The 18,687-nt window shown below is 57.9% G+C and carries 20 protein-coding genes; 12 read left to right on the top strand and 8 right to left on the bottom strand.

All coding sequences use genetic code 11. The features are described from left to right. Positions 1 to 37 precede the first annotated feature (37 nt). Complete coding sequence (locus ACWIKB_RS14900; RefSeq protein ID WP_054045198.1) at positions 38 to 640, bottom strand: peroxiredoxin; 603 nt, start codon at positions 638 to 640, stop codon at positions 38 to 40. 313 nt (positions 641 to 953) lie between these two features. Between ACWIKB_RS14900 and ACWIKB_RS14905 the strand changes: the two genes are divergently transcribed. Next, complete coding sequence (locus ACWIKB_RS14905; protein ID WP_008057530.1) at positions 954 to 1,172, top strand: bacterioferritin-associated ferredoxin; 219 nt, start codon at positions 954 to 956, stop codon at positions 1,170 to 1,172. Positions 1,173 to 1,370: 198 nt separating this feature from the next. After that, on the top strand, positions 1,371 to 1,844 hold the full coding sequence (bfr, locus tag ACWIKB_RS14910; RefSeq protein ID WP_475267731.1) for a bacterioferritin: 474 nt from the start codon (positions 1,371 to 1,373) through the stop codon (positions 1,842 to 1,844). Between the two features lie 189 nt (positions 1,845 to 2,033). Here bfr and grxD read toward each other — a convergent pair whose 3' ends face one another. The 5 genes from grxD to ACWIKB_RS14935 form a co-directional block, all read right to left on the bottom strand. Then, positions 2,034 to 2,375, bottom strand: a complete 342-nt coding sequence (gene grxD / locus ACWIKB_RS14915) for a Grx4 family monothiol glutaredoxin (RefSeq protein WP_054045200.1) — start codon at positions 2,373 to 2,375, stop codon at positions 2,034 to 2,036. Between the two features lie 97 nt (positions 2,376 to 2,472). Next, positions 2,473 to 4,578 carry a molybdopterin oxidoreductase family protein gene (locus tag ACWIKB_RS14920; RefSeq protein ID WP_475267733.1) on the bottom strand — a complete coding sequence of 702 codons (2,106 nt, stop codon included), beginning with the start codon at positions 4,576 to 4,578 and terminating at the stop codon, positions 2,473 to 2,475. 134 nt (positions 4,579 to 4,712) lie between these two features. Beyond that, the gene (locus ACWIKB_RS14925) at positions 4,713 to 5,003 is read right to left on the bottom strand and encodes a hypothetical protein (RefSeq protein ID WP_475267735.1); all 291 of its coding nucleotides are present in this window, start codon (positions 5,001 to 5,003) and stop codon (positions 4,713 to 4,715) included. Positions 5,004 to 5,104: 101 nt separating this feature from the next. Then, positions 5,105 to 5,431, bottom strand: a complete 327-nt coding sequence (locus ACWIKB_RS14930; protein ID WP_475267737.1) for a hypothetical protein — start codon at positions 5,429 to 5,431, stop codon at positions 5,105 to 5,107. Further along, positions 5,421 to 5,627, bottom strand: coding sequence for a hypothetical protein (locus ACWIKB_RS14935; RefSeq protein WP_475267739.1), 207 nt, complete (start codon positions 5,625 to 5,627; stop codon positions 5,421 to 5,423). Before ACWIKB_RS14935 ends, ACWIKB_RS14930 begins: the two co-directional genes overlap by 11 nt. Before the next feature lie 390 nt (positions 5,628 to 6,017). Here ACWIKB_RS14935 and argF point away from each other — a divergent pair, with 390 nt between their 5' ends. Further along, entirely contained in the window at positions 6,018 to 6,938 is a 921-nt protein-coding gene (gene argF, locus ACWIKB_RS14940; RefSeq protein WP_475267741.1) for an ornithine carbamoyltransferase, read from the top strand. After that, entirely contained in the window at positions 6,935 to 8,044 is a 1,110-nt protein-coding gene (locus tag ACWIKB_RS14945; protein ID WP_475267743.1) for an ABC transporter ATP-binding protein, read from the top strand. Before argF ends, ACWIKB_RS14945 begins: the two co-directional genes overlap by 4 nt. 106 nt (positions 8,045 to 8,150) lie before the next feature. Here ACWIKB_RS14945 and ACWIKB_RS14950 read toward each other — a convergent pair whose 3' ends face one another. Further along, positions 8,151 to 8,933, bottom strand: coding sequence for a PhzF family phenazine biosynthesis protein (locus ACWIKB_RS14950; protein WP_475267745.1), 783 nt, complete (start codon positions 8,931 to 8,933; stop codon positions 8,151 to 8,153). Positions 8,934 to 9,039: 106 nt separating this feature from the next. Further along, on the bottom strand, positions 9,040 to 9,510 hold the full coding sequence (ybaK, locus tag ACWIKB_RS14955; RefSeq protein WP_475267747.1) for a Cys-tRNA(Pro) deacylase: 471 nt from the start codon (positions 9,508 to 9,510) through the stop codon (positions 9,040 to 9,042). 370 nt (positions 9,511 to 9,880) lie between these two features. Between ybaK and ACWIKB_RS14960 the strand changes: the two genes are divergently transcribed. From ACWIKB_RS14960 to ACWIKB_RS14995, 8 genes are all read left to right on the top strand, one after another. Next, positions 9,881 to 10,732: an MIP/aquaporin family protein gene (locus ACWIKB_RS14960; RefSeq protein WP_475267749.1), complete on the top strand. Its 852-nt coding sequence runs from the start codon at positions 9,881 to 9,883 to the stop codon at positions 10,730 to 10,732. Between the two features lie 73 nt (positions 10,733 to 10,805). Continuing rightward, complete coding sequence (gene glpK / locus ACWIKB_RS14965) at positions 10,806 to 12,311, top strand: glycerol kinase GlpK (protein WP_475267751.1); 1,506 nt, start codon at positions 10,806 to 10,808, stop codon at positions 12,309 to 12,311. Positions 12,312 to 12,406: 95 nt separating this feature from the next. Next, positions 12,407 to 13,162 carry a DeoR/GlpR family transcriptional regulator gene (locus ACWIKB_RS14970; RefSeq protein WP_007916700.1) on the top strand — a complete coding sequence of 252 codons (756 nt, stop codon included), beginning with the start codon at positions 12,407 to 12,409 and terminating at the stop codon, positions 13,160 to 13,162. A gap of 245 nt (positions 13,163 to 13,407) precedes the next feature. Beyond that, on the top strand, positions 13,408 to 14,946 hold the full coding sequence (gene glpD / locus ACWIKB_RS14975; RefSeq protein ID WP_475267753.1) for a glycerol-3-phosphate dehydrogenase: 1,539 nt from the start codon (positions 13,408 to 13,410) through the stop codon (positions 14,944 to 14,946). A 432-nt stretch (positions 14,947 to 15,378) separates the two neighbouring features. After that, positions 15,379 to 16,293 carry a glutamate/aspartate ABC transporter substrate-binding protein gene (locus ACWIKB_RS14980; RefSeq protein ID WP_475267755.1) on the top strand — a complete coding sequence of 305 codons (915 nt, stop codon included), beginning with the start codon at positions 15,379 to 15,381 and terminating at the stop codon, positions 16,291 to 16,293. Positions 16,294 to 16,486: 193 nt separating this feature from the next. Next, entirely contained in the window at positions 16,487 to 17,233 is a 747-nt protein-coding gene (locus ACWIKB_RS14985) for an amino acid ABC transporter permease (protein WP_475267757.1), read from the top strand. Further along, positions 17,233 to 17,904 (top strand): amino acid ABC transporter permease, encoded by a 672-nt coding sequence (locus ACWIKB_RS14990; protein ID WP_475267759.1) that lies wholly within the window; start codon positions 17,233 to 17,235, stop codon positions 17,902 to 17,904. The genes ACWIKB_RS14985 and ACWIKB_RS14990 overlap by 1 nt, the downstream gene beginning before the upstream one ends. Then, positions 17,901 to 18,635 carry an amino acid ABC transporter ATP-binding protein gene (locus tag ACWIKB_RS14995; RefSeq protein ID WP_092278598.1) on the top strand — a complete coding sequence of 245 codons (735 nt, stop codon included), beginning with the start codon at positions 17,901 to 17,903 and terminating at the stop codon, positions 18,633 to 18,635. The genes ACWIKB_RS14990 and ACWIKB_RS14995 overlap by 4 nt, the downstream gene beginning before the upstream one ends. The last annotated feature ends 52 nt before the right edge of the window (positions 18,636 to 18,687 follow it).

Raw genomic sequence — 18,687 nt, forward strand, 5'->3', positions numbered from 1 at the left:
GCCTCGCGGCCGGTTTTTTTATGCCTGACGCTTGGGCTTACAGCGCCGCAGCGTGCTCGGTCAGGTAAGCCGCAACACCTTCGGTGGAAGCGGTCATGCCTTTGTCGCCTTTTTTCCAGTTGGCAGGGCAAACTTCGCCGTGCTCTTCGTGGAATTGCAGTGCGTCGACCAGACGGATCAGCTCTTCCATGTTACGACCCAGTGGCAGGTCGTTGATGATCTGCGAACGGACAACGCCTTTGTCGTCGATCAGGAAAGCGCCACGGAAAGCAACGCCGTCAGCGGACTGAACGTCGTAGGCCTTCATGATTTCCTGCTTGATGTCGGCAGCCATGGTGTAGCGAACCTGGCCGATACCGCCATTGTTCACCGGGGTGTTGCGCCATGCGTTGTGGGTGAAATGCGAGTCGATCGACACGGCAACCACTTCAACGTTACGTGCCTTGAAGTCAGCCATGCGGTTGTCCAGAGCGATCAGCTCGGACGGGCAAACGAAGGTGAAGTCCAGTGGGTAGAAGAACACCAGGCCGTATTTGCCTTTGATGGCCGACGACAGAGTGAAGCTGTCTACGATCTCGCCGTTGCCGAGGACGGCTGGTACGGTGAAGTCTGGAGCTTGTTTGCCTACGAGTACGCTCATTGAATATCTCCTGGTCTATTAACGTGAAGAACTGGATTCGCATCAGCCTGCCACCCTCAGGCGACAGCCCTGTGACACGATCCCCTTCGCAAGGACCGACCATCATACACGGCGTTTTTGAGCTGTCCTTAACGGATTTTCAGCGGCGCGTTAAATTGGGACTGTTACGGTTACTGTCGTAATGCCATGCCGCAAACCGTTCGTCAGCCATGGGCGCTTATAACGCGAAGCTTTCAGAAAGCACTTTGACAATCATTCTCGTTAACATTAAGATCCATCGCAATTGAGTCACAACCAGCGACGGTTCTCACTTATGTATGTCTGCCTCTGCACTGGCGTTACCGACGGTCAAATCCGCGATGCAATCTATGAAGGTTGCTGCAGCTATAAGGAAGTCCGTCAGGCCACCGGCGTAGCTAGCCAATGCGGTAAATGCGCCTGCCTTGCCAAGGAAGTGGTGCGTGAAACCCTGACCAAGCTGCAAACCGCCCAGGCCGCGATTCCATTTCCTGTTGAATTTACTGCCGCGTAACTACCGTATTTCAAAGAACCGGACTAATGTCCGGTTTTTTTATGCCCGTAAATCAACCGCTTAGGCGCTAGACGCGGAACACAAACATTCTTATTCCGATTAATTTTCATATAAGTTTCAATAACTTAGGTTTGACACTCTTAATTACGCGGCTCAAACTCTGCCTTATAGTCAGTTAATACAGGGCAGGATCCCATCATGAAAGGCGACGTTACAGTCATCCAGCATCTCAACAAGATCCTTGCCAATGAGCTGGTCGCGATCAATCAATACTTTCTGCATGCACGCATGTATGAAGATTGGGGCCTGAACAAGCTCGGCAAGCATGAGTACAAAGAATCCATCGACGAGATGAAACACGCGGACAAGCTGATCAAGCGCATTCTGTTTCTTGAAGGCCTGCCGAACGTCCAGGACCTGGGCAAGCTGCACATCGGCGAGCACACCAAGGAAATGCTTGAGTGCGACCTGCGTATCGAGCGCACTGGTCACGCGGATCTCAAGGTCGCGATCGCGCATTGCGAAACCGTCGGCGACTTCGGCAGCCGTGAGCTGCTTGAAGATATCCTCGAATCCGAAGAAGAACATATCGACTGGCTGGAAACCCAACTGGGCCTGATCGATAAAGTTGGCCTTGAGAACTATCTGCAATCGCAGATGGGCGAAGAGTAAGAGCTGTGTAGGAGCTGTCGAGTGCAACGAGGCTGCGATCCTGGCGATGGCAGCGGCGACATCGACATAACTTACTAAGCGCAATAAAAAGCCCCGCCTTCTTTCGAGAGGCGGGGCTTTTTAGTTGCTGAAGATCAAAAGATCGCAGCCTCGTTGCACTCGACAGCTCCTACAGGGGAGCCAATCGACTTATGCTTCGGTCTTGGCAGCGGCTGCTTTTTCAACAGCTGCTTTGATCGTGGCCTGCAACGAACCGTCAGCAGCCATTTCAGTCATGATGTCGCTACCGCCGACCAGCTCACCGCCGACCCACAGTTGCGGAAAGGTTGGCCAGTTGGCGTATTTTGGCAGGTTGGCGCGAATTTCCGGATTCTGCAGGATGTCCACGTACGCGAACTTCTCACCACAAGCCATGACGGACTGCGCGGCTTTCGCGGAGAAGCCACACTGTGGGGCATTCGGCGAGCCTTTCATGTAAAGCAGAATGGTGTTGTTAGCAATCTGCTCTTTAATCGTTTCGATGATATCCATGGAGCACCTCGGCTGAACTTTCCGACTCAAGGGTCGGCACGGTGGCGCATTGTAACGGAAACCCGAGCGCCATGCTCGGTCTCCCCGACAGACTCGATCAAGCTGCCGCCACGGTCACCGGCACGCCGTTCAACGCCGCATTCCCCGACAATTCGTCAAGCTGACATTCGTCGGTCAGGTCATTGGCGCTGGACCCCGGCTGGCTACTGGCAATCGTCATCTGCACACCCGGCCGCGCATGGCCCCAACCGTGCGGAAGGCTGACCACGCCTTTCATCATATCCAGACTGCCAAGCACTTCAACTTCGATCACCCCGACCCGCGAACTGACCCGCACCCGCTGCCCGTCGCTGAGGCCACGGCTGGCCAAGTCTTCCGGATGCATCAACAGTTGATGCCGGGGCTTGCCCTTCACCAGACGGTGATAGTTGTGCATCCACGAGTTGTTGCTGCGCACATGTCGGCGGCCAATCATCAACAGCTCATCGGCGGCCGGCGCCTGCAGGGCAGCGAAGCGCGCCAAGTCTGCAAGGATCGCCGCCGGTGCAGCCTGGACATGCTTGTTCGGCGTCTTGAGCCGTGGTTTCAGATTGGATTTGAGCGCACCCAAATCAACGCCATGGGGATGATCGAACAAGGTCGCCAGTGACAGCTTGTGATCGGATGCATCGCCATACAGCCCCATCCGCAAGCCACGGTCGATCATCTGCGCCGGAGCGATGGTCGGCTTGAGTTCCTTGCCAGTCTTCGCCGCAAAAGCCTTCGCCAGACCAACGAAAATCTCCCAATCGTGCAACGCGCCTTCCGGCTTGGCCAGGATCGCCCGGTTGAAGCGCGTGACGTTGCGCACGGCAAACATGTTGAACGTGGTGTCGTAGTGATCGTTTTCCAGGGCCGAAGTAGACGGCAGGATCAGATCGGCGTAACGGGTGGTTTCGTTGATGTACAAATCGATGCTGACCATGAACTCCAGCCCGTCCAGCGCTTGCTCCAGTTGCCGGCCGTTGGGCGTGGACAGCACCGGATTACCCGCCACGGTGATCAGCGCCCGCACCTGCCCTTCCCCGCCGGTGAGCATCTCTTCGGCCAGGGCTGACACCGGCAACTCGCCGCCGTACTCCGGGCGCCCGGACACCCGGCTCTGCCACAAATTGAAATGCCCGCCCGAGGTGGACGCCACTAAATCCACCGCCGGCTCGGTGCACAGCGCACCGCCCACGCGGTCGAGGTTACCGGTGACCAAATTGATCAGTTGCACCACCCAATGGCACAACGTACCGAAGGCCTGGGTCGAGACACCCATGCGGCCGTAGCAGACCGCCGTCGGCGCCGCCGCAAAGTCCCGGGCCAGTTGGCGGATCTGTTCGGCGGGCACCGCGCAAAGCGGGCTCATGACCTCTGCGGTGAACCCCGCCACCGCCTCACGCACCTCATCCAGACCGTCCACCGGCAAATGACTGTCACGAGTCAGGCCTTCGGCAAACAACGTATTGAGCAGCCCGAACAGCAACGCTGCGTCGCCACCGGGCCGCACGAACAGATGTTGATCGGCAATCGCCGCCGTTTCGCTGCGGCGCGGATCGACCACCACCACTTTGCCACCCCGGGCCTGAATCGCTTTCAGGCGTTTCTCGACATCCGGCACGGTCATGATGCTGCCGTTGGACGCCAGCGGATTACCGCCCAGGATCAGCATGAAATCGGTGTGATCGATGTCCGGGATCGGCAAGAGCAAGCCGTGGCCGTACATTAAATGGCTGGTCAGGTGATGGGGCAATTGATCGACCGAAGTCGCGGAAAACCGGTTACGGGTTTTCAGCAGGCCGAGAAAGTAATTGCTGTGGGTCATCAGCCCATAGTTGTGCACGCTGGGGTTGCCTTGATAGACCGCCACTGCATTCTGCCCGTGACGTTCCTGAATCCCTGCCAAGCGTTCGGCTATGAGATTAAAGGCGTCTTCCCACGCAATCGGCTGCCATTCGCTGCCCACGCGCTGCATCGGTTGATGCAGACGATCCGGGTCGTTCTGAATGTCTTGCAGCGCCACAGCCTTGGGGCAGATGTGCCCGCGACTGAACGTATCCTGGGGATCACCCTTGATCGAAGTGATCTGCACCCGGCCTTCGGCCTCAGTGGTTTCGATGGTCAGGCCGCAAATGGCCTCGCACAGGTGGCAGGCACGGTGGTGGAGAGTCTTGGTCATGGCCAGTCTCTGTCTTGTTCTGGGTGGGCAATGTCTGCCACGGGAACAAAACTATGGCGCGCGGACCGTCGCTGCGCCAGCGACGTTCGTCTTGTGAATCGGCGGCCATCAGGCCAGCCGATGGCAGTAAGAACTCAGTTCGGCGGCAACCGGGGCGGCGCCTGCAACTGGATTTCCTGGATGGTTTCGATCTGCTCGTGGGCGACATGCACGCCGGTGAGTTCGCCGATCAGTCGCCAGTGTTCGTCGAGCCCGGAGCTGATGGTCGCCATGCGGTCGATCATCCGTCGACCGGCGGCCTTGGTCACTTCGTCGTCACTGCGCATCAACTCAAAGGACATTGAGGTCATGGACGCGGTGAGGTGGGTCAGAGAGCGGGCCGTAAGGCCGAGTAATTCCATCAATTGTTGTTCTTTCGATTCCATTCTGAAGGCTTCCTGCATCGTCGTGAGGTAGTTATAACCCAGCACTTTGCATTAGCAAATGTTTCAGACCAGACACACTATTCAGAAAGATGAGGAAAACTTCACTGAGCTTGAGAAACCTTCAACACTTTCTTTTTGTACGGTGAGGTAAGCGCCGTCCATATACCGCCGATGGCCAGCCAAAGCATGACGCCGGACCCGATCAGGATGATCGCTTTTTGGTTTGCCAAGATTCCCAATTGATGGGGTTCGGCTTGATAGACCTGCAAAGCGATATCAATCACGCTCACCACGGTGAACCACGCGACCTCCAACGCTGCTCCATGCTTGAGGTCGGGTGTGGAACGGGCCAGTAGCGAAACACCCAGGTAGATTCCGATAGCGATCAATCCGCCAATTACCAAAAATTGGGTCAAATCAATCTGCAATCGCATCATCCTTGAAATTCTTCACGCCGATAAAAGCGCCAACGATGGCGCCTACCACTGCGCTCGGAACGCCGGGGTAGATCGTATTCGCGATAATCGCGAAGCCCATGACGGTAGACAGCACGGCTATGTCAAACGCCGGAGATACGCGACGCAGGCGTGTCAGGCCAATGTTTCCGGCTTTGTTGATCGACATATGGGGCGCGCCCTCCTTGGTTGTTGGCTTGATTCAATCGAAAATCCGCAATGGGCGGATGATACGGGATGACTGCTTCACTACCGGCAGGTAAAACCGTAACAGCAAGCAACGCGCCCCTTTGAAACCATGCAGTTACTGGGGCTCCGCGCTGCGCCTGATTTGCAAACCCGCTTCGCCACCGTGTACAAATGCGGCTCGCTTGTGAATTTCGAAACATGTCAGCAGCCGGAAAAATAAGCCCCCTATTGGTAAGACGCGACATTTAATTATAAGATCGCGCCTTCCCCTATTTCGTCGCCCCGTGCGGCTTACGCCGCAGGTCTCGCCCGTTTTTCAATTAAACAAGGCTTTGAGTATCTGCGGTCTGTTGCAAAAAGGTAGTCAATGATGAGCGCAAGGCACTTTCTCTCCCTGATGGATTGCACGCCCGAAGAGCTGGTCAGCGTGATCCGTCGAGGCGTTGAGCTCAAGGACCTGCGTAACCGCGGCGTACTGTTCGAGCCTTTGAAAAACCGCGTCCTGGGGATGATCTTCGAGAAGTCCTCGACCCGCACCCGCATCTCGTTCGAAGCCGGCATGATCCAGCTCGGCGGCCAGGCGATCTTCCTTTCGCCCCGGGATACCCAACTGGGTCGCGGCGAGCCGATCGGTGACGCCGCCATTGTCATGTCGAGCATGCTCGATGCGGTGATGATCCGTACGTTTTCCCACAGCACACTGACTGAATTCGCCGCCAATTCGCGCGTCCCGCTGATCAACGGCCTGTCCGATGACCTGCACCCGTGCCAGTTGCTGGCCGACATGCAAACCTTTCTTGAGCATCGTGGCTCGATCCAGGGCAAGACCGTGGCCTGGATCGGCGACGGCAACAACATGTGCAACAGCTATATAGAAGCGGCGATTCAGTTCGACTTCCAGTTGCGCATCGCTTGCCCGGAAGGTTACGAGCCAAACCCTGAGTTCGTGGCCAAGGCCGGCGATCGTGTGACCATCGTCCGCGATCCACAGGATGCCGTACGTGGCGCCCATCTGGTTAGCACCGACGTCTGGACCTCCATGGGCCAGGAAGAAGAAACCGCCAAGCGCCTGAAGCTGTTCGCGCCATTCCAGGTTAATCGCGCCCTGCTCGACCTGGCTGCTGCGGACGTGCTGTTCATGCATTGCCTGCCGGCCCACCGTGGCGAAGAAATCAGCCTCGACCTGCTGGATGACCCGCGCTCCGTGGCCTGGGACCAGGCAGAAAACCGTCTGCACGCGCAAAAGGCCCTGCTGGAGTTTCTCGTAATGCCGGCGTACCACCACGCATGAGCCAACCATTACTACTGAACTTGCGCAACCTGGCCTGCGGTTACCAGGACCAGCGGGTGGTACAGAACCTCAACCTGCATCTGAATGCTGGCGATATCGGTTGCCTGCTGGGCTCCTCTGGCTGCGGCAAGACCACGACCCTGCGGGCGATTGCCGGTTTCGAACCGGTGCACGAAGGTGAAATCCAGTTGGCCGGCGAGACTATCTCCAGCGCCGGGTTCACCCTCGCCCCGGAGAAACGCCGGATCGGCATGGTATTTCAGGACTACGCACTGTTTCCGCATTTGAGCGTGGCCGAGAACATCGCTTTCGGGATTCGCAAGCATCCGCAAAAGGATCGCGTCACCGAAGAGTTGCTGGAACTGGTCAACCTGAAAAACCTTGGCAAGCGCTTTCCCCATGAGTTGTCCGGCGGCCAGCAGCAACGTGTCGCACTGGCCCGCGCCCTGGCGCCGGAGCCGCAACTGTTGCTGCTCGACGAACCGTTTTCAAACCTCGATGGCGAACTGCGGCGCAAGCTCAGCCATGAAGTGCGCGACATTCTCAAGGCCCGTGGCACCAGTGCGATCCTGGTCACCCACGACCAGGAAGAAGCTTTCGCCGTCAGCGATCACGTGGGGGTTTTCAAGGAAGGTCGCCTGGAGCAGTGGGACACGCCCTACAACCTGTATCACGAACCGCTGACACCGTTTGTGGCGAGTTTCATTGGCCAGGGTTATTTCATTCGCGGCCAATTGAACACGCCGGAGTCAGTGCAAACCGAACTGGGCGAGTTGCGCGGCAATCGGGCCTATACGTGGCCGACCGGCGGCGCGGTGGACGTGTTGTTGCGCCCGGATGACATCGTTTATGCACCGGACAGCACGCTGAAGGCTCGCATCGTCGGCAAGACCTTCCTCGGCGCCTCGACGCTGTATCGCTTGCAGATGCCGACGGGTGCGCAGTTGGAATCGATCTTCCCGAGCCATGCCGACCACCAGATCGGTGCGCAAGTGGGTATTCGGGTGGCGGCTGAACATCTGGTCCTGTTCCAGGCATCTGGAAGCACGGCGGCGCAGATTCCCGCGGTTGAGACCGGCGTTCGCCGGTACAGCACCGCCAGCTGAATCCTGAACCTGTAGGAGCGAGGCTTGCCCGCGAAGGCGCCGTGTCAGTCGATGTCATTATCGGCTGGTCAGCCCCATTCGCGGGCAAGCCTTGCTCCTACAAGCGTTAACCCAACATCAGCGTGCCACTCGCCACCAACGTCGCATTCCCGCCGATCTTCACCCGCTCCCCTTCCAGTCGGCAGAACAACTCCCCGCCTCGGGCCGAGCACTGATATGCCGTCAGACTCGATTTGCCCAACCGTTTCGACCAGTACGGAATCAAACTGCAATGGGTCGAACCGGTCACAGGGTCTTCATTGATGCCGATCGCCGGCGCGAAGTAGCGGGACACAAAATCATGCTTGCTGCCCTTGGCCGTGACGATTGCACCCGGCCACGGCAGTTTCGCCAGCGCCGCCATATCTGGCCGACAGTCCAGCACCGCTTGTTCGGATTCCAGCACCACCAACAGCTCATTCGAACCCAGCACATCCAAGGCTTCTACACCCAGAGCGCGTTCGACATCCAGGGTCACACCAACTTCTGACGGTACGATTGCCGGGAAATCCAGCCACAACCGCTCACCTTCCCGGCTGACGCTCAACGAGCCGGACTTGCAGATGAAATCCAGACGCTCGACCGGCTCCTTATAGACTTCAAACAGTACGAACGCGCTGGCCAAGGTCGCGTGCCCGCACAGCGGCACTTCGGTAGTCGGGGTAAACCAGCGGATATGCCAGGCCTGACTTTCGCGCACTACAAAAGCGGTTTCAGCGAGGTTGTGCTCGGCGGCGATCTTCTGCATCAACTCATCGGCGAGCCAGGCATCGAGCCGATACACCATCGCCGGGTTGCCACTGAACGGCCGATCACTGAACGCATCGACCTGATGATACTCAAGCTGCATAACCTTCTCCCTAAGTCAGGCCACCGAGCATGAAGCCACGACTTATCCGGCGCCAGTGACAGTGAAGCCCAATTTCCACGATACACCGCGAAGTCGATGGCAATAGTCAGACGCGAGCGATATCGGCGAACGTCGCCTGGGTGTGCTCAGCCAGTACCGCAGGCGCCAATTCGACTTCCAGACCGCGCCGCCCGGCGCTGACAAAAATGCTGGCAAACGGTTGAGCCGAATTATCGATAAAGGTACGCAGACGTTTCTTCTGCCCCAGCGGACTGATGCCACCCAACAAGTAACCCGTCGCGCGTTGAGCCGCTGCAGGATCAGCCATTTCGACTTTTTTCACGCCCGCCGCATGCGCAAGGTGCTTTAAATCCAGACTTCCGACGACCGGCACCACCGCCACCAGCAATTCACCTTTCTCACTGGCCGCCAGCAGGGTCTTGAACACCTGCGCCGGATCGAGTCCCAGTTTTTCCGCGGCCTCCAGACCATAGGAGGCCGCCTTCGGATCATGTTCGTAACTGTGCACCCGATGTTCGGCGCGAACTTTTTTCAACAAATCCAATGCAGGGGTCATGGCAGCTCCAGGCTTGGCGACAGAAGAAAAACACTGCTTCGGATTCTAGGTCATTGATCAACAAAAGGCTCTATTGCGGAGCCATTTCAAAGGCTTGGCGCGCCACGCCATCGGGGGTTTGCAGGAGACTCATCGTGCTTTCAACACGATCATTCACACGGCGAATAGTTTAAATATGACTGATGGTTCACTTTCGACCTTTGACAGCGGCGTTTCTTGTCTATATTTTTTCGAATGCGAATACTGTAGGAATGATCCCGAAGTAGTACTCGGCAGTAAACCAGGAACAGGATGGGGATCCTGTCCTGGTGAAAATCGCGCTTTGACCAAGATGACAAAGCGCCAGACAACAACAAAAAAGAGGTTTTCGATGACAACTGCTTTGAAACAACCGTCACTTTCCAGCCAATGCATGGCCGAATTCCTCGGCACTGCGCTGTTGATCTTTTTCGGGACGGGTTGCGTTGCCGCTCTCAAGGTCGCGGGTGCCAGCTTCGGGCTTTGGGAAATCAGTATCATTTGGGGCGTCGGCGTCAGCATGGCGATCTACCTGACCGCCGGTGTATCCGGGGCTCACCTCAATCCTGCCGTCAGTATCGCGTTGAGCATTTTTGCCGACTTCGAAAAACGCAAACTGCCCTTCTACATCCTCGCCCAGGTCGCTGGTGCTTTCTGCGGAGCGTTGTTGGTTTACACGCTCTACAGCAATTTATTCTTCGATTACGAACAAACTCACCATATGGTTCGTGGCACCCAGGCAAGCCTTGAGCTGGCGTCGGTGTTCTCCACCTTCCCGCACCCTGCCCTGTCCACGGCCCAGGCGTTTCTGGTTGAAGTGATCATCACCGCCATCCTGATGGGCGTGATCATGTCCCTGACCGACGACAACAACGGCCTGCCCAAGGGTCCGCTGGCACCGCTGCTGATCGGCTTGTTGATTGCAGTGATTGGCAGCTCGATGGGCCCACTGACCGGTTTCGCGATGAACCCGGCGCGTGATTTCGGTCCTAAGCTAATGACTTTCTTCGCAGGCTGGGGTGAAATTTCCTTCACTGGCGGCCGCGATATTCCGTACTTCCTGATTCCGATTTTTGCACCGATTGTCGGTGCCTGCCTCGGCGCTGCGGCCTATCGCGGGCTGATTGCCCGTCATCTGCCAAGCACCGAACCTGCAACAAAGGGCGCAGCACCGGCCATTGACGGCAAACCAAGAACTTCTTGATACCGTTGGCGCGTGATCCTGCCATTTGATCGCGCGCCTGACCTCACTCTCTTTTTCGTCCAAGGCAATCGACATGACCGACATTCAGAATAAGAACTACATCATTGCCCTCGATCAGGGTACGACCAGCTCCCGCGCGATCATTTTCGACCGTGACGCGAACGTGGTCTGCACTGCACAACGTGAATTCGTCCAGCATTACCCGCAAGCCGGTTGGGTTGAACACGACCCGATGGAAATCTTCGCGACCCAAAGCGCCGTGATGGTCGAGGCCCTGGCTCAAGCCGGCCTGCATCATGACCAGGTCGCCGCCATCGGCATCACCAACCAGCGCGAAACCACCGTGGTCTGGGACAAGACCACCGGCCGCCCGATCTACAACGCGATCGTCTGGCAGTGCCGCCGCAGCACCGAGATCTGCCAGCAGCTCAAGCGCGATGGCCACGAGCAATACATCAGCGACACCACGGGCCTTGTGACTGACCCGTACTTCTCCGGCACCAAGCTCAAGTGGATCCTCGACAACGTCGAAGGCAGCCGCGAGCGTGCGCGTAACGGCGAACTGCTGTTCGGCACCATCGACAGCTGGCTGATCTGGAAATTTACCGGCGGCAAAGTCCACGTCACCGACTACACCAACGCCTCGCGCACCATGCTGTTCAACATCCACTCGCTGGAGTGGGACGCGAAGATGCTGGAAATCCTCGACATCCCTCGTGAGATGCTGCCGGAAGTTAAATCGTCGTCGGAAATCTACGGCCACACCAAAAGCGGCATCGCCATCGGCGGTATCGCGGGCGACCAGCAAGCGGCCCTGTTCGGCCAGATGTGCGTCGAGCCAGGCCAGGCGAAAAACACCTACGGCACCGGCTGCTTCCTGCTGATGAACACCGGCGACAAAGCCGTGAAGTCCAAGCACGGCATGCTGACCACCATCGCTTGCGGCCCGAAAGGCGAAGTGGCCTACGCCCTGGAAGGCGCGGTATTCAACGGCGGTTCGACCGTGCAGTGGTTGCGTGACGAGTTGAAGATCATCGCCGATGCCACCGACACCGAATACTTCGCCAGCAAGGTCAAGGACAGCAACGGCGTGTACCTGGTGCCAGCCTTTACCGGCCTGGGTGCTCCGTACTGGGACCCGTATGCCCGTGGCGCGCTGTTCGGCCTGACTCGCGGCGTTCGCGTGGATCACATCATTCGTGCCGCGCTGGAATCGATCGCTTATCAAACCCGTGACGTGCTCGACGCCATGCAACAGGACTCCGGCGAACGCCTCAAGTCCCTGCGTGTGGACGGCGGTGCAGTGGCGAACAACTTCCTGATGCAATTCCAGGCCGATATCCTCGGCACCCAGGTTGAGCGTCCGCAAATGCGCGAAACCACAGCACTGGGCGCAGCTTACCTGGCCGGCCTGGCGTGCGGCTTCTGGGGCAGCCTGGACGAGTTGCGCGGCAAGGCAGTGATCGAACGCGAGTTCGAACCGGCCCTGGAAGAAACCGCGAAGGAAAAACTCTACGCCGGCTGGAAAAAAGCCGTCAGCCGCACCCGCGATTGGGAACCACACGAAGGGGCTGAATAAGCCAAGGACCGGACTCGTATCCGGTTGTAACTGGTAGGGAGCGGATTCCTGCGGCATCATGGGCAAATTTTGCACGGCAGCCCAAAGGAAGCCCCATGAATCTGCCTCCCCGTCAGCAGCAAATCCTCGAACTGGTCCGCGAACGCGGCTATGTCAGCATCGAGGAAATGGCTACGCTGTTCGTCGTTACACCGCAAACCATCCGCCGCGATATCAATCAGCTCGCGGAAGCCAATTTGTTGCGTCGCTACCACGGCGGCGCAGCCTACGACTCCAGTGTCGAGAACACCGCCTACGCCATGCGTGCCGACCAGATGCGCGATGAAAAGCAGCGTATCGGCGAAGCCATTGCGGCACAGATTCCCGATCACGCCTCGCTGTTCATCAATATCGGCACCACCACCGAATCGATTGCCCGGGCGTTGCTCAACCACAATCACCTGAAAATCATCACCAACAACCTGCATGTGGCCTCGATGCTCAGCGCCAAGGACGACTTTGACGTTTTGCTGACCGGCGGTAATGTGCGGCGCGACGGTGGCGTGGTTGGTCAGGCGAGTGTCGATTTCATCAACCAGTTCAAGGTCGATTTCGCCTTGGTCGGCATCAGCGGTATTGATGAAGACGGTAGCCTGCTGGACTTCGATTATCAGGAAGTGCGGGTCTCCCAGGCGATTATCGCCAACGCGCGGCAGGTGATACTGGCAGCGGACTCCAGCAAATTCGGGCGCAACGCCATGATTCGCCTGGGTCCGATCAGCCTGATTGATTGCCTGGTGACTGATCAGCAGCCGGTACCGGCGCTGGCGCAATTGTTGAGCCAGCACAAGATTCGGCTCGAGGTCGTCTAAGGCTTTCAGCCTCAAAAGATCGCAGCCTTCGGCAGCTCCTACAGGTTCACTCTGCCCTGTAGGAGCTGCCGAAGGCTGTGATCTTTTGCTTCTAATGTTCGTAAATTTTCCTTTAGCCACCCTTCGATCAGTATTTTCAATCGAAGTTGACTGGCTGTGCGCGGCTTTATGGGCTACCATTTTCGCAAATGAACATTAATGTTCGAATTCCAATATCGAAAATCATAAAAGCCCGAGGCCAGCCGATGCCCACTTCTACCTTGCCTACGCCCCCTCTCGCCGAGGTCTACGATATCGCCGTCATCGGTGGTGGGATCAATGGCGTGGGGATCGCAGCGGATGCCGCCGGTCGCGGTCTTTCGGTGTTTCTTTGTGAAAAAGACGATCTGGCCAGCCATACCTCGTCAGCCAGCAGCAAGCTGATCCACGGCGGCCTGCGCTACCTCGAACATTACGAATTCCGCCTGGTGCGTGAAGCCCTGGCCGAACGCGAAGTGCTGTTGGCCAAGGCCCCGCACATCGTCAAGCAGATGCGTTTCGTGTTGCCGCACCGTCCGCACCTGCGTCCAGCGTGGATGATCCGCGCCGGCCTGTTCCTGTATGACCATTTGGGCAAGCGGGAAAAACTGGAAGGCTCGAAAAGCCTGAAGTTCGGCCCGAACAGCCCGCTGAAAAGCGAAATCACCAAAGGTTTCGAATACTCCGATTGCTGGGTCGACGATGCCCGCCTGGTGGTTTTGAACGCCATGGCCGCTCGCGAGAAAGGCGCTCACGTGCACACCCAGACCCGTTGCGTCAGCGCCCGTCGCTCCAAAGGCCTGTGGCATCTGAACCTGGAACGCGCCGATGGCAGCCTGTTTTCGATCCGCGCCAAGGCGCTGGTGAACGCCGCCGGCCCGTGGGTCGCCAAGTTCATTCGTGATGACCTGAAGATGGATTCGCCGTACGGCATCCGCCTGATCCAGGGCAGCCACCTGATCGTGCCGAAACTGTACGAAGGCGAACATGCGCACATTCTGCAAAACGAAGATCAGCGCATCGTCTTCACTATTCCGTACCTGAACCACTTCACCCTGATCGGCACCACCGACCGTGAGTACACTGGCGACCCGGCAAAAGTGGCAATCACCGAAGGCGAAACCGATTACTTGCTCAAAGTGGTCAACGCCCACTTCAAGAAACAAGTCAGCCGCGACGACATCCTGCACAGCTATTCCGGTGTGCGTCCGCTGTGCAACGACGAATCCGACAACCCGTCGGCCGTGACCCGCGATTACACCCTGGCATTGTCCGGCAGTGGCGAAGAAGCCCCGTTGCTGTCGGTGTTCGGCGGCAAGCTGACCACCTACCGCAAACTGGCTGAGTCGGCGCTGGCGCAACTGGCCCCTTACTTCACGCAGATCAGGCCGAGCTGGACCGCGACGGCGACCCTGCCCGGCGGCGAAGACATGACCACCCCGCAAGCCTTGTGCGCGAAGATCCGCGACACCTTCGACTGGGTGCCGACCGAAATCGCCCGCCGCTGGGCCACCAGCTATGGCAGCCGCACCTGGCGCATGCTTGAAGGTGTGCAAAACCTCAGCGACCTGGGTGAACACATCGGCGGCGGTCTCTACACCCGCGAAGTCGATTACCTGTGCAGTGAAGAGTGGGCCACCACCGCCCACGACATTCTGTGGCGCCGCAGCAAGCTCGGGTTGTTCACCACCCCGGACGAGCAGCAGAAGCTGGCGGATTACCTGAGCAAGGTCGAGCAGAACCGCAGCAAGATCGAAGCGGCCTGATCGGGAATCCGGCTAAACAAAAGCCCCTGAATCGTGAGGTTCAGGGGCTTTTGCATGTGCCGCCTATCTGTAGGAGCGAGGCTTGCCCGCGAATGCGGTGTGTCAGCTGCATTAATGTTGGCTGACACTCCCTCTTCGCGGGCAAGCCTCGCTCCTACAGGGGATGTCGCAAGACTCCATTCGGTTTTCCGAACGCGACCTGTCAGTCAATTCGGTTAACCGGATTATTCCTCGCTAAAAAACCCGCCATAAATATTTAATACCCTTATAAATCAACACCTTGATCCATTCAGCCTGGCCTGGCACGAGTCATGCTCTACACTCTTGGACGAATGTATTGTCGTGACCACCCTTCAGGTGCCGCCACGCATTCGAAGCACAAAAGGGCCGACGAACTGGCTCCATAAAAAAAACAATGTCGAGGAAAATTTGATGCGCATCGTTCCCCATATCCTGGGCGCAGCCATTGCTGCCGCTCTGATTAGCACTCCAGTTTTCGCTGCCGAACTCACCGGCACACTGAAGAAGATCAAAGAGTCCGGTGTGATCACCCTCGGGCATCGTGATGCTTCCATTCCGTTTTCCTACATCGCGGACGCTTCCGGCAAACCGGTCGGCTACTCCCACGATATCCAGCTGAAAATCGTCGAAGCCATCAAGAAAGACCTCGACTTGCCGAACCTGCAGGTCAAATACAACCTGGTCACCTCGCAAACCCGTATCCCACTGGTGCAGAACGGCACCGTGGACGTCGAGTGCGGCTCCACCACCAACAACGTCGAGCGTCAGCAGCAAGTTGACTTCTCCGTCGGCATCTTCGAAATCGGTACCCGCCTGCTGTCCAAGAAAGGCTCGGCGTACAAAGACTTCGACGACCTGAAAGGCAAGAACGTCGTAACCACCGCAGGCACCACGTCCGAGCGCATCCTCAAGTCGATGAACGCCGACAAGCAAATGGGCATGAACGTCATCTCCGCCAAAGACCACGGCGAGTCCTTCCAGATGCTGGAATCGGGCCGCGCTGTTGCGTTCATGATGGACGACGCCTTGCTGGCCGGTGAAGCAGCCAAGGCCAAGAAGGCTGATGACTGGGCCGTTACCGGTACTGCACAGTCCTACGAAATCTACGGCTGCATGGTCCGCAAGGGCGACGAGCCGTTCAAGAAGGCTGTAGACGACGCCATCGTGGCCACCTACAAGTCGGGCGAGATCAACAAGATCTACGAGAAGTGGTTCATGCAGCCAATCCCGCCTAAAGGCCTGAACCTGAACTTCCCGATGAGCGACGAGCTCAAGACCCTGATCGCCAATCCGACCGACAAAGCGGCTGACGACAAGAAGTCCTGATTCCTGACTAACCTTATCCCCTGAAAGGGCCACTGCCCTTTCGGGGGGTTGTCACTCCCTGCTGGCATATTTTGGAAACACTCGAACCGGTGGCTGTCGAGCCGATCGTGTGTGCCTGACCACCAAGGTTGGGCGGGAACGGAGCTTCCCCAGGCGGGCACTTGTACATTGATCGATCCGAGGGGAGACCCTAATGAATTACAACTGGGACTGGGGCGTGTTCTTCAAGTCCACCGGCGTGGGCAGCGAGACTTATCTCGACTGGTTCATCTCCGGTTTGGGCTGGACCATCGCCATCGCCGTCGTGGCCTGGATTATCGCGCTGACGCTGGGCTCGATCCTGGGTGTCATGCGTACCGTGCCGAACCGCGTCGTATCTGGCATTGCGACCTGCTACGTCGAACTCTTCCGTAACGTGCCGCTGCTGGTTCAACTGTTCATCTGGTACTTCCTGGTGCCCGACCTGCTGCCGCAGAACCTGCAAGACTGGTACAAGCAGGACCTGAACCCGACTACCTCGGCCTACCTCAGCGTCGTCGTCTGCCTGGGCCTATTCACCGCGGCTCGCGTTTGCGAACAGGTGCGCACTGGCATCCAGGCCTTGCCACGCGGCCAGGAATCCGCCGCGCGTGCCATGGGTTTCAAGCTGCCGCAGATCTACTGGAACGTGCTGCTGCCCCAGGCTTACCGCATCATTATTCCGCCGCTTACCTCGGAATTTTTGAACGTGTTCAAGAACTCGTCCGTGGCCTCGCTGATCGGCCTGATGGAGCTGCTCGCGCAGACCAAGCAGACCGCCGAGTTCTCCGCCAACCTGTTCGAAGCCTTCACCCTGGCCACGCTGATCTACTTCACCCTGAACATGAGCCTGATGCTGCTGATGCGCCTGATCGAGAAGAAAGTCGCTGTACCTGGCCTGATCTCGTTAGGGGGTAAATGATGGAATTCGACTTCTCAGGCATCGTTCCGTCCCTGCCGGGCATGTGGAACGGCATGGTCATGACCCTGCAATTGATGGCGCTGGGCGTGGTCGGTGGGATCATCCTCGGCACGATCCTGGCGCTGATGCGCCTGTCCCACAACAAACTGCTGTCGAACCTTGCCGGCGCCTACGTTAACTACTTCCGTTCGATTCCGTTGCTGCTGGTGATCACCTGGTTCTACCTGGCGGTGCCGTTCGTACTGCGCTGGATCACCGGCGAAGACACCCCGATCGGCGCATTCGCCTCGTGCATCGTGGCGTTCATGATGTTCGAAGCGGCGTACTTCTGCGAAATCGTCCGGGCTGGCGTGCAATCGATTTCCAAGGGCCAGATGGGCGCTGCCCAGGCTCTGGGCATGACTTACGGCCAGATGATGCGTTTGATCATCCTGCCGCAAGCGTTCCGCAAAATGACCCCGCTGTTGCTGCAACAGAGCATCATCCTGTTCCAGGACACCTCGCTGGTGTACGCGGTCGGTCTGGTGGACTTCCTCAATGCTTCGCGCGCCAGTGGCGACATCATCGGTCGCTCCAATGAGTTCCTGATCTTTGCAGGTCTCACGTACTTCACAATCAGCTTTGCCGCCTCGCTGCTGGTCAAGCGTCTGCAAAAAAGGTTTGCCGTATGATCTCTATCAAGAACATCAACAAGTGGTATGGCGACTTCCAGGTGCTGACTGATTGCAGCACCGAGGTCAAAAAAGGCGAAGTGATCGTGGTCTGTGGCCCGTCGGGCTCGGGTAAATCGACACTGATCAAATGCGTCAACGCCCTGGAACCGTTCCAGAAAGGCGACGTGGTGGTCGATGGCACGTCCATCGCCGACCCGAAGACCGACCTGCCGAAACTGCGTTCGCGCGTCGGCATGGTGTTCCAGCATTTCGAACTGTTCCCGCACCTGTCCATCACCGAAAACCTGACCATCGCGCAGATCAAGGTCTTGGGCCGCAGCAAGGAAGAAGCCACCAAGAAAGGCCTGCAACTGCTGGAGCGCGTCGGCTTGTCGGCTCACGCTCACAAGCACCCGGGCCAACTCTCCGGTGGTCAGCAACAGCGTGTGGCGATTGCCCGTGCGCTGGCCATGGACCCGATCGTCATGCTGTTCGACGAACCGACTTCGGCCCTCGACCCGGAAATGGTCAACGAAGTGCTCGACGTGATGGTGCAACTGGCCCACGAAGGCATGACCATGATGTGCGTGACCCACGAAATGGGCTTCGCCCGCAAAGTGGCCGACCGTGTGATCTTCATGGACCAGGGCAAGATCATCGAAGACTGCCCGAAAGAGGAGTTCTTCGGCGACATCAGCGCCCGCTCCGAACGTGCGCAGCACTTCCTTGAGAAGATTTTGCAGCACTAAAAGCTACACGGCCGCCCCTGTAGGAGCTGCCGCAGGCTGCGATCTTTTGATC

Source organism: Pseudomonas sp. 5Vm1k (genome assembly GCF_056161485.1).

Bases quoted from the DNA above. Each gene is read 5' to 3' on its own strand.
- ACWIKB_RS14900 (WP_054045198.1), bottom strand. From the start codon at position 640: ATGAGCGTACTCGTAGGCAAACAAGCTCCAGACTTCACCGTACCAGCC.
- ACWIKB_RS14905 (WP_008057530.1), top strand. From the start codon at position 954: ATGTATGTCTGCCTCTGCACTGGCGTTACCGACGGTCAAATCCGCGAT.
- bfr (WP_475267731.1), top strand. From the start codon at position 1,371: ATGAAAGGCGACGTTACAGTCATCCAGCATCTCAACAAGATCCTTGCC.
- grxD (WP_054045200.1), bottom strand. From the start codon at position 2,375: ATGGATATCATCGAAACGATTAAAGAGCAGATTGCTAACAACACCATT.
- ACWIKB_RS14920 (WP_475267733.1), bottom strand. From the start codon at position 4,578: ATGACCAAGACTCTCCACCACCGTGCCTGCCACCTGTGCGAGGCCATT.
- ACWIKB_RS14925 (WP_475267735.1), bottom strand. From the start codon at position 5,003: ATGGAATCGAAAGAACAACAATTGATGGAATTACTCGGCCTTACGGCC.
- ACWIKB_RS14935 (WP_475267739.1), bottom strand. From the start codon at position 5,627: ATGTCGATCAACAAAGCCGGAAACATTGGCCTGACACGCCTGCGTCGC.
- argF (WP_475267741.1), top strand. From the start codon at position 6,018: ATGAGCGCAAGGCACTTTCTCTCCCTGATGGATTGCACGCCCGAAGAG.
- ACWIKB_RS14945 (WP_475267743.1), top strand. From the start codon at position 6,935: ATGAGCCAACCATTACTACTGAACTTGCGCAACCTGGCCTGCGGTTAC.
- ACWIKB_RS14950 (WP_475267745.1), bottom strand. From the start codon at position 8,933: ATGCAGCTTGAGTATCATCAGGTCGATGCGTTCAGTGATCGGCCGTTC.
- ybaK (WP_475267747.1), bottom strand. From the start codon at position 9,510: ATGACCCCTGCATTGGATTTGTTGAAAAAAGTTCGCGCCGAACATCGG.
- ACWIKB_RS14960 (WP_475267749.1), top strand. From the start codon at position 9,881: ATGACAACTGCTTTGAAACAACCGTCACTTTCCAGCCAATGCATGGCC.
- glpK (WP_475267751.1), top strand. From the start codon at position 10,806: ATGACCGACATTCAGAATAAGAACTACATCATTGCCCTCGATCAGGGT.
- ACWIKB_RS14970 (WP_007916700.1), top strand. From the start codon at position 12,407: ATGAATCTGCCTCCCCGTCAGCAGCAAATCCTCGAACTGGTCCGCGAA.
- glpD (WP_475267753.1), top strand. From the start codon at position 13,408: ATGCCCACTTCTACCTTGCCTACGCCCCCTCTCGCCGAGGTCTACGAT.
- ACWIKB_RS14980 (WP_475267755.1), top strand. From the start codon at position 15,379: ATGCGCATCGTTCCCCATATCCTGGGCGCAGCCATTGCTGCCGCTCTG.
- ACWIKB_RS14985 (WP_475267757.1), top strand. From the start codon at position 16,487: ATGAATTACAACTGGGACTGGGGCGTGTTCTTCAAGTCCACCGGCGTG.
- ACWIKB_RS14990 (WP_475267759.1), top strand. From the start codon at position 17,233: ATGGAATTCGACTTCTCAGGCATCGTTCCGTCCCTGCCGGGCATGTGG.
- ACWIKB_RS14995 (WP_092278598.1), top strand. From the start codon at position 17,901: ATGATCTCTATCAAGAACATCAACAAGTGGTATGGCGACTTCCAGGTG.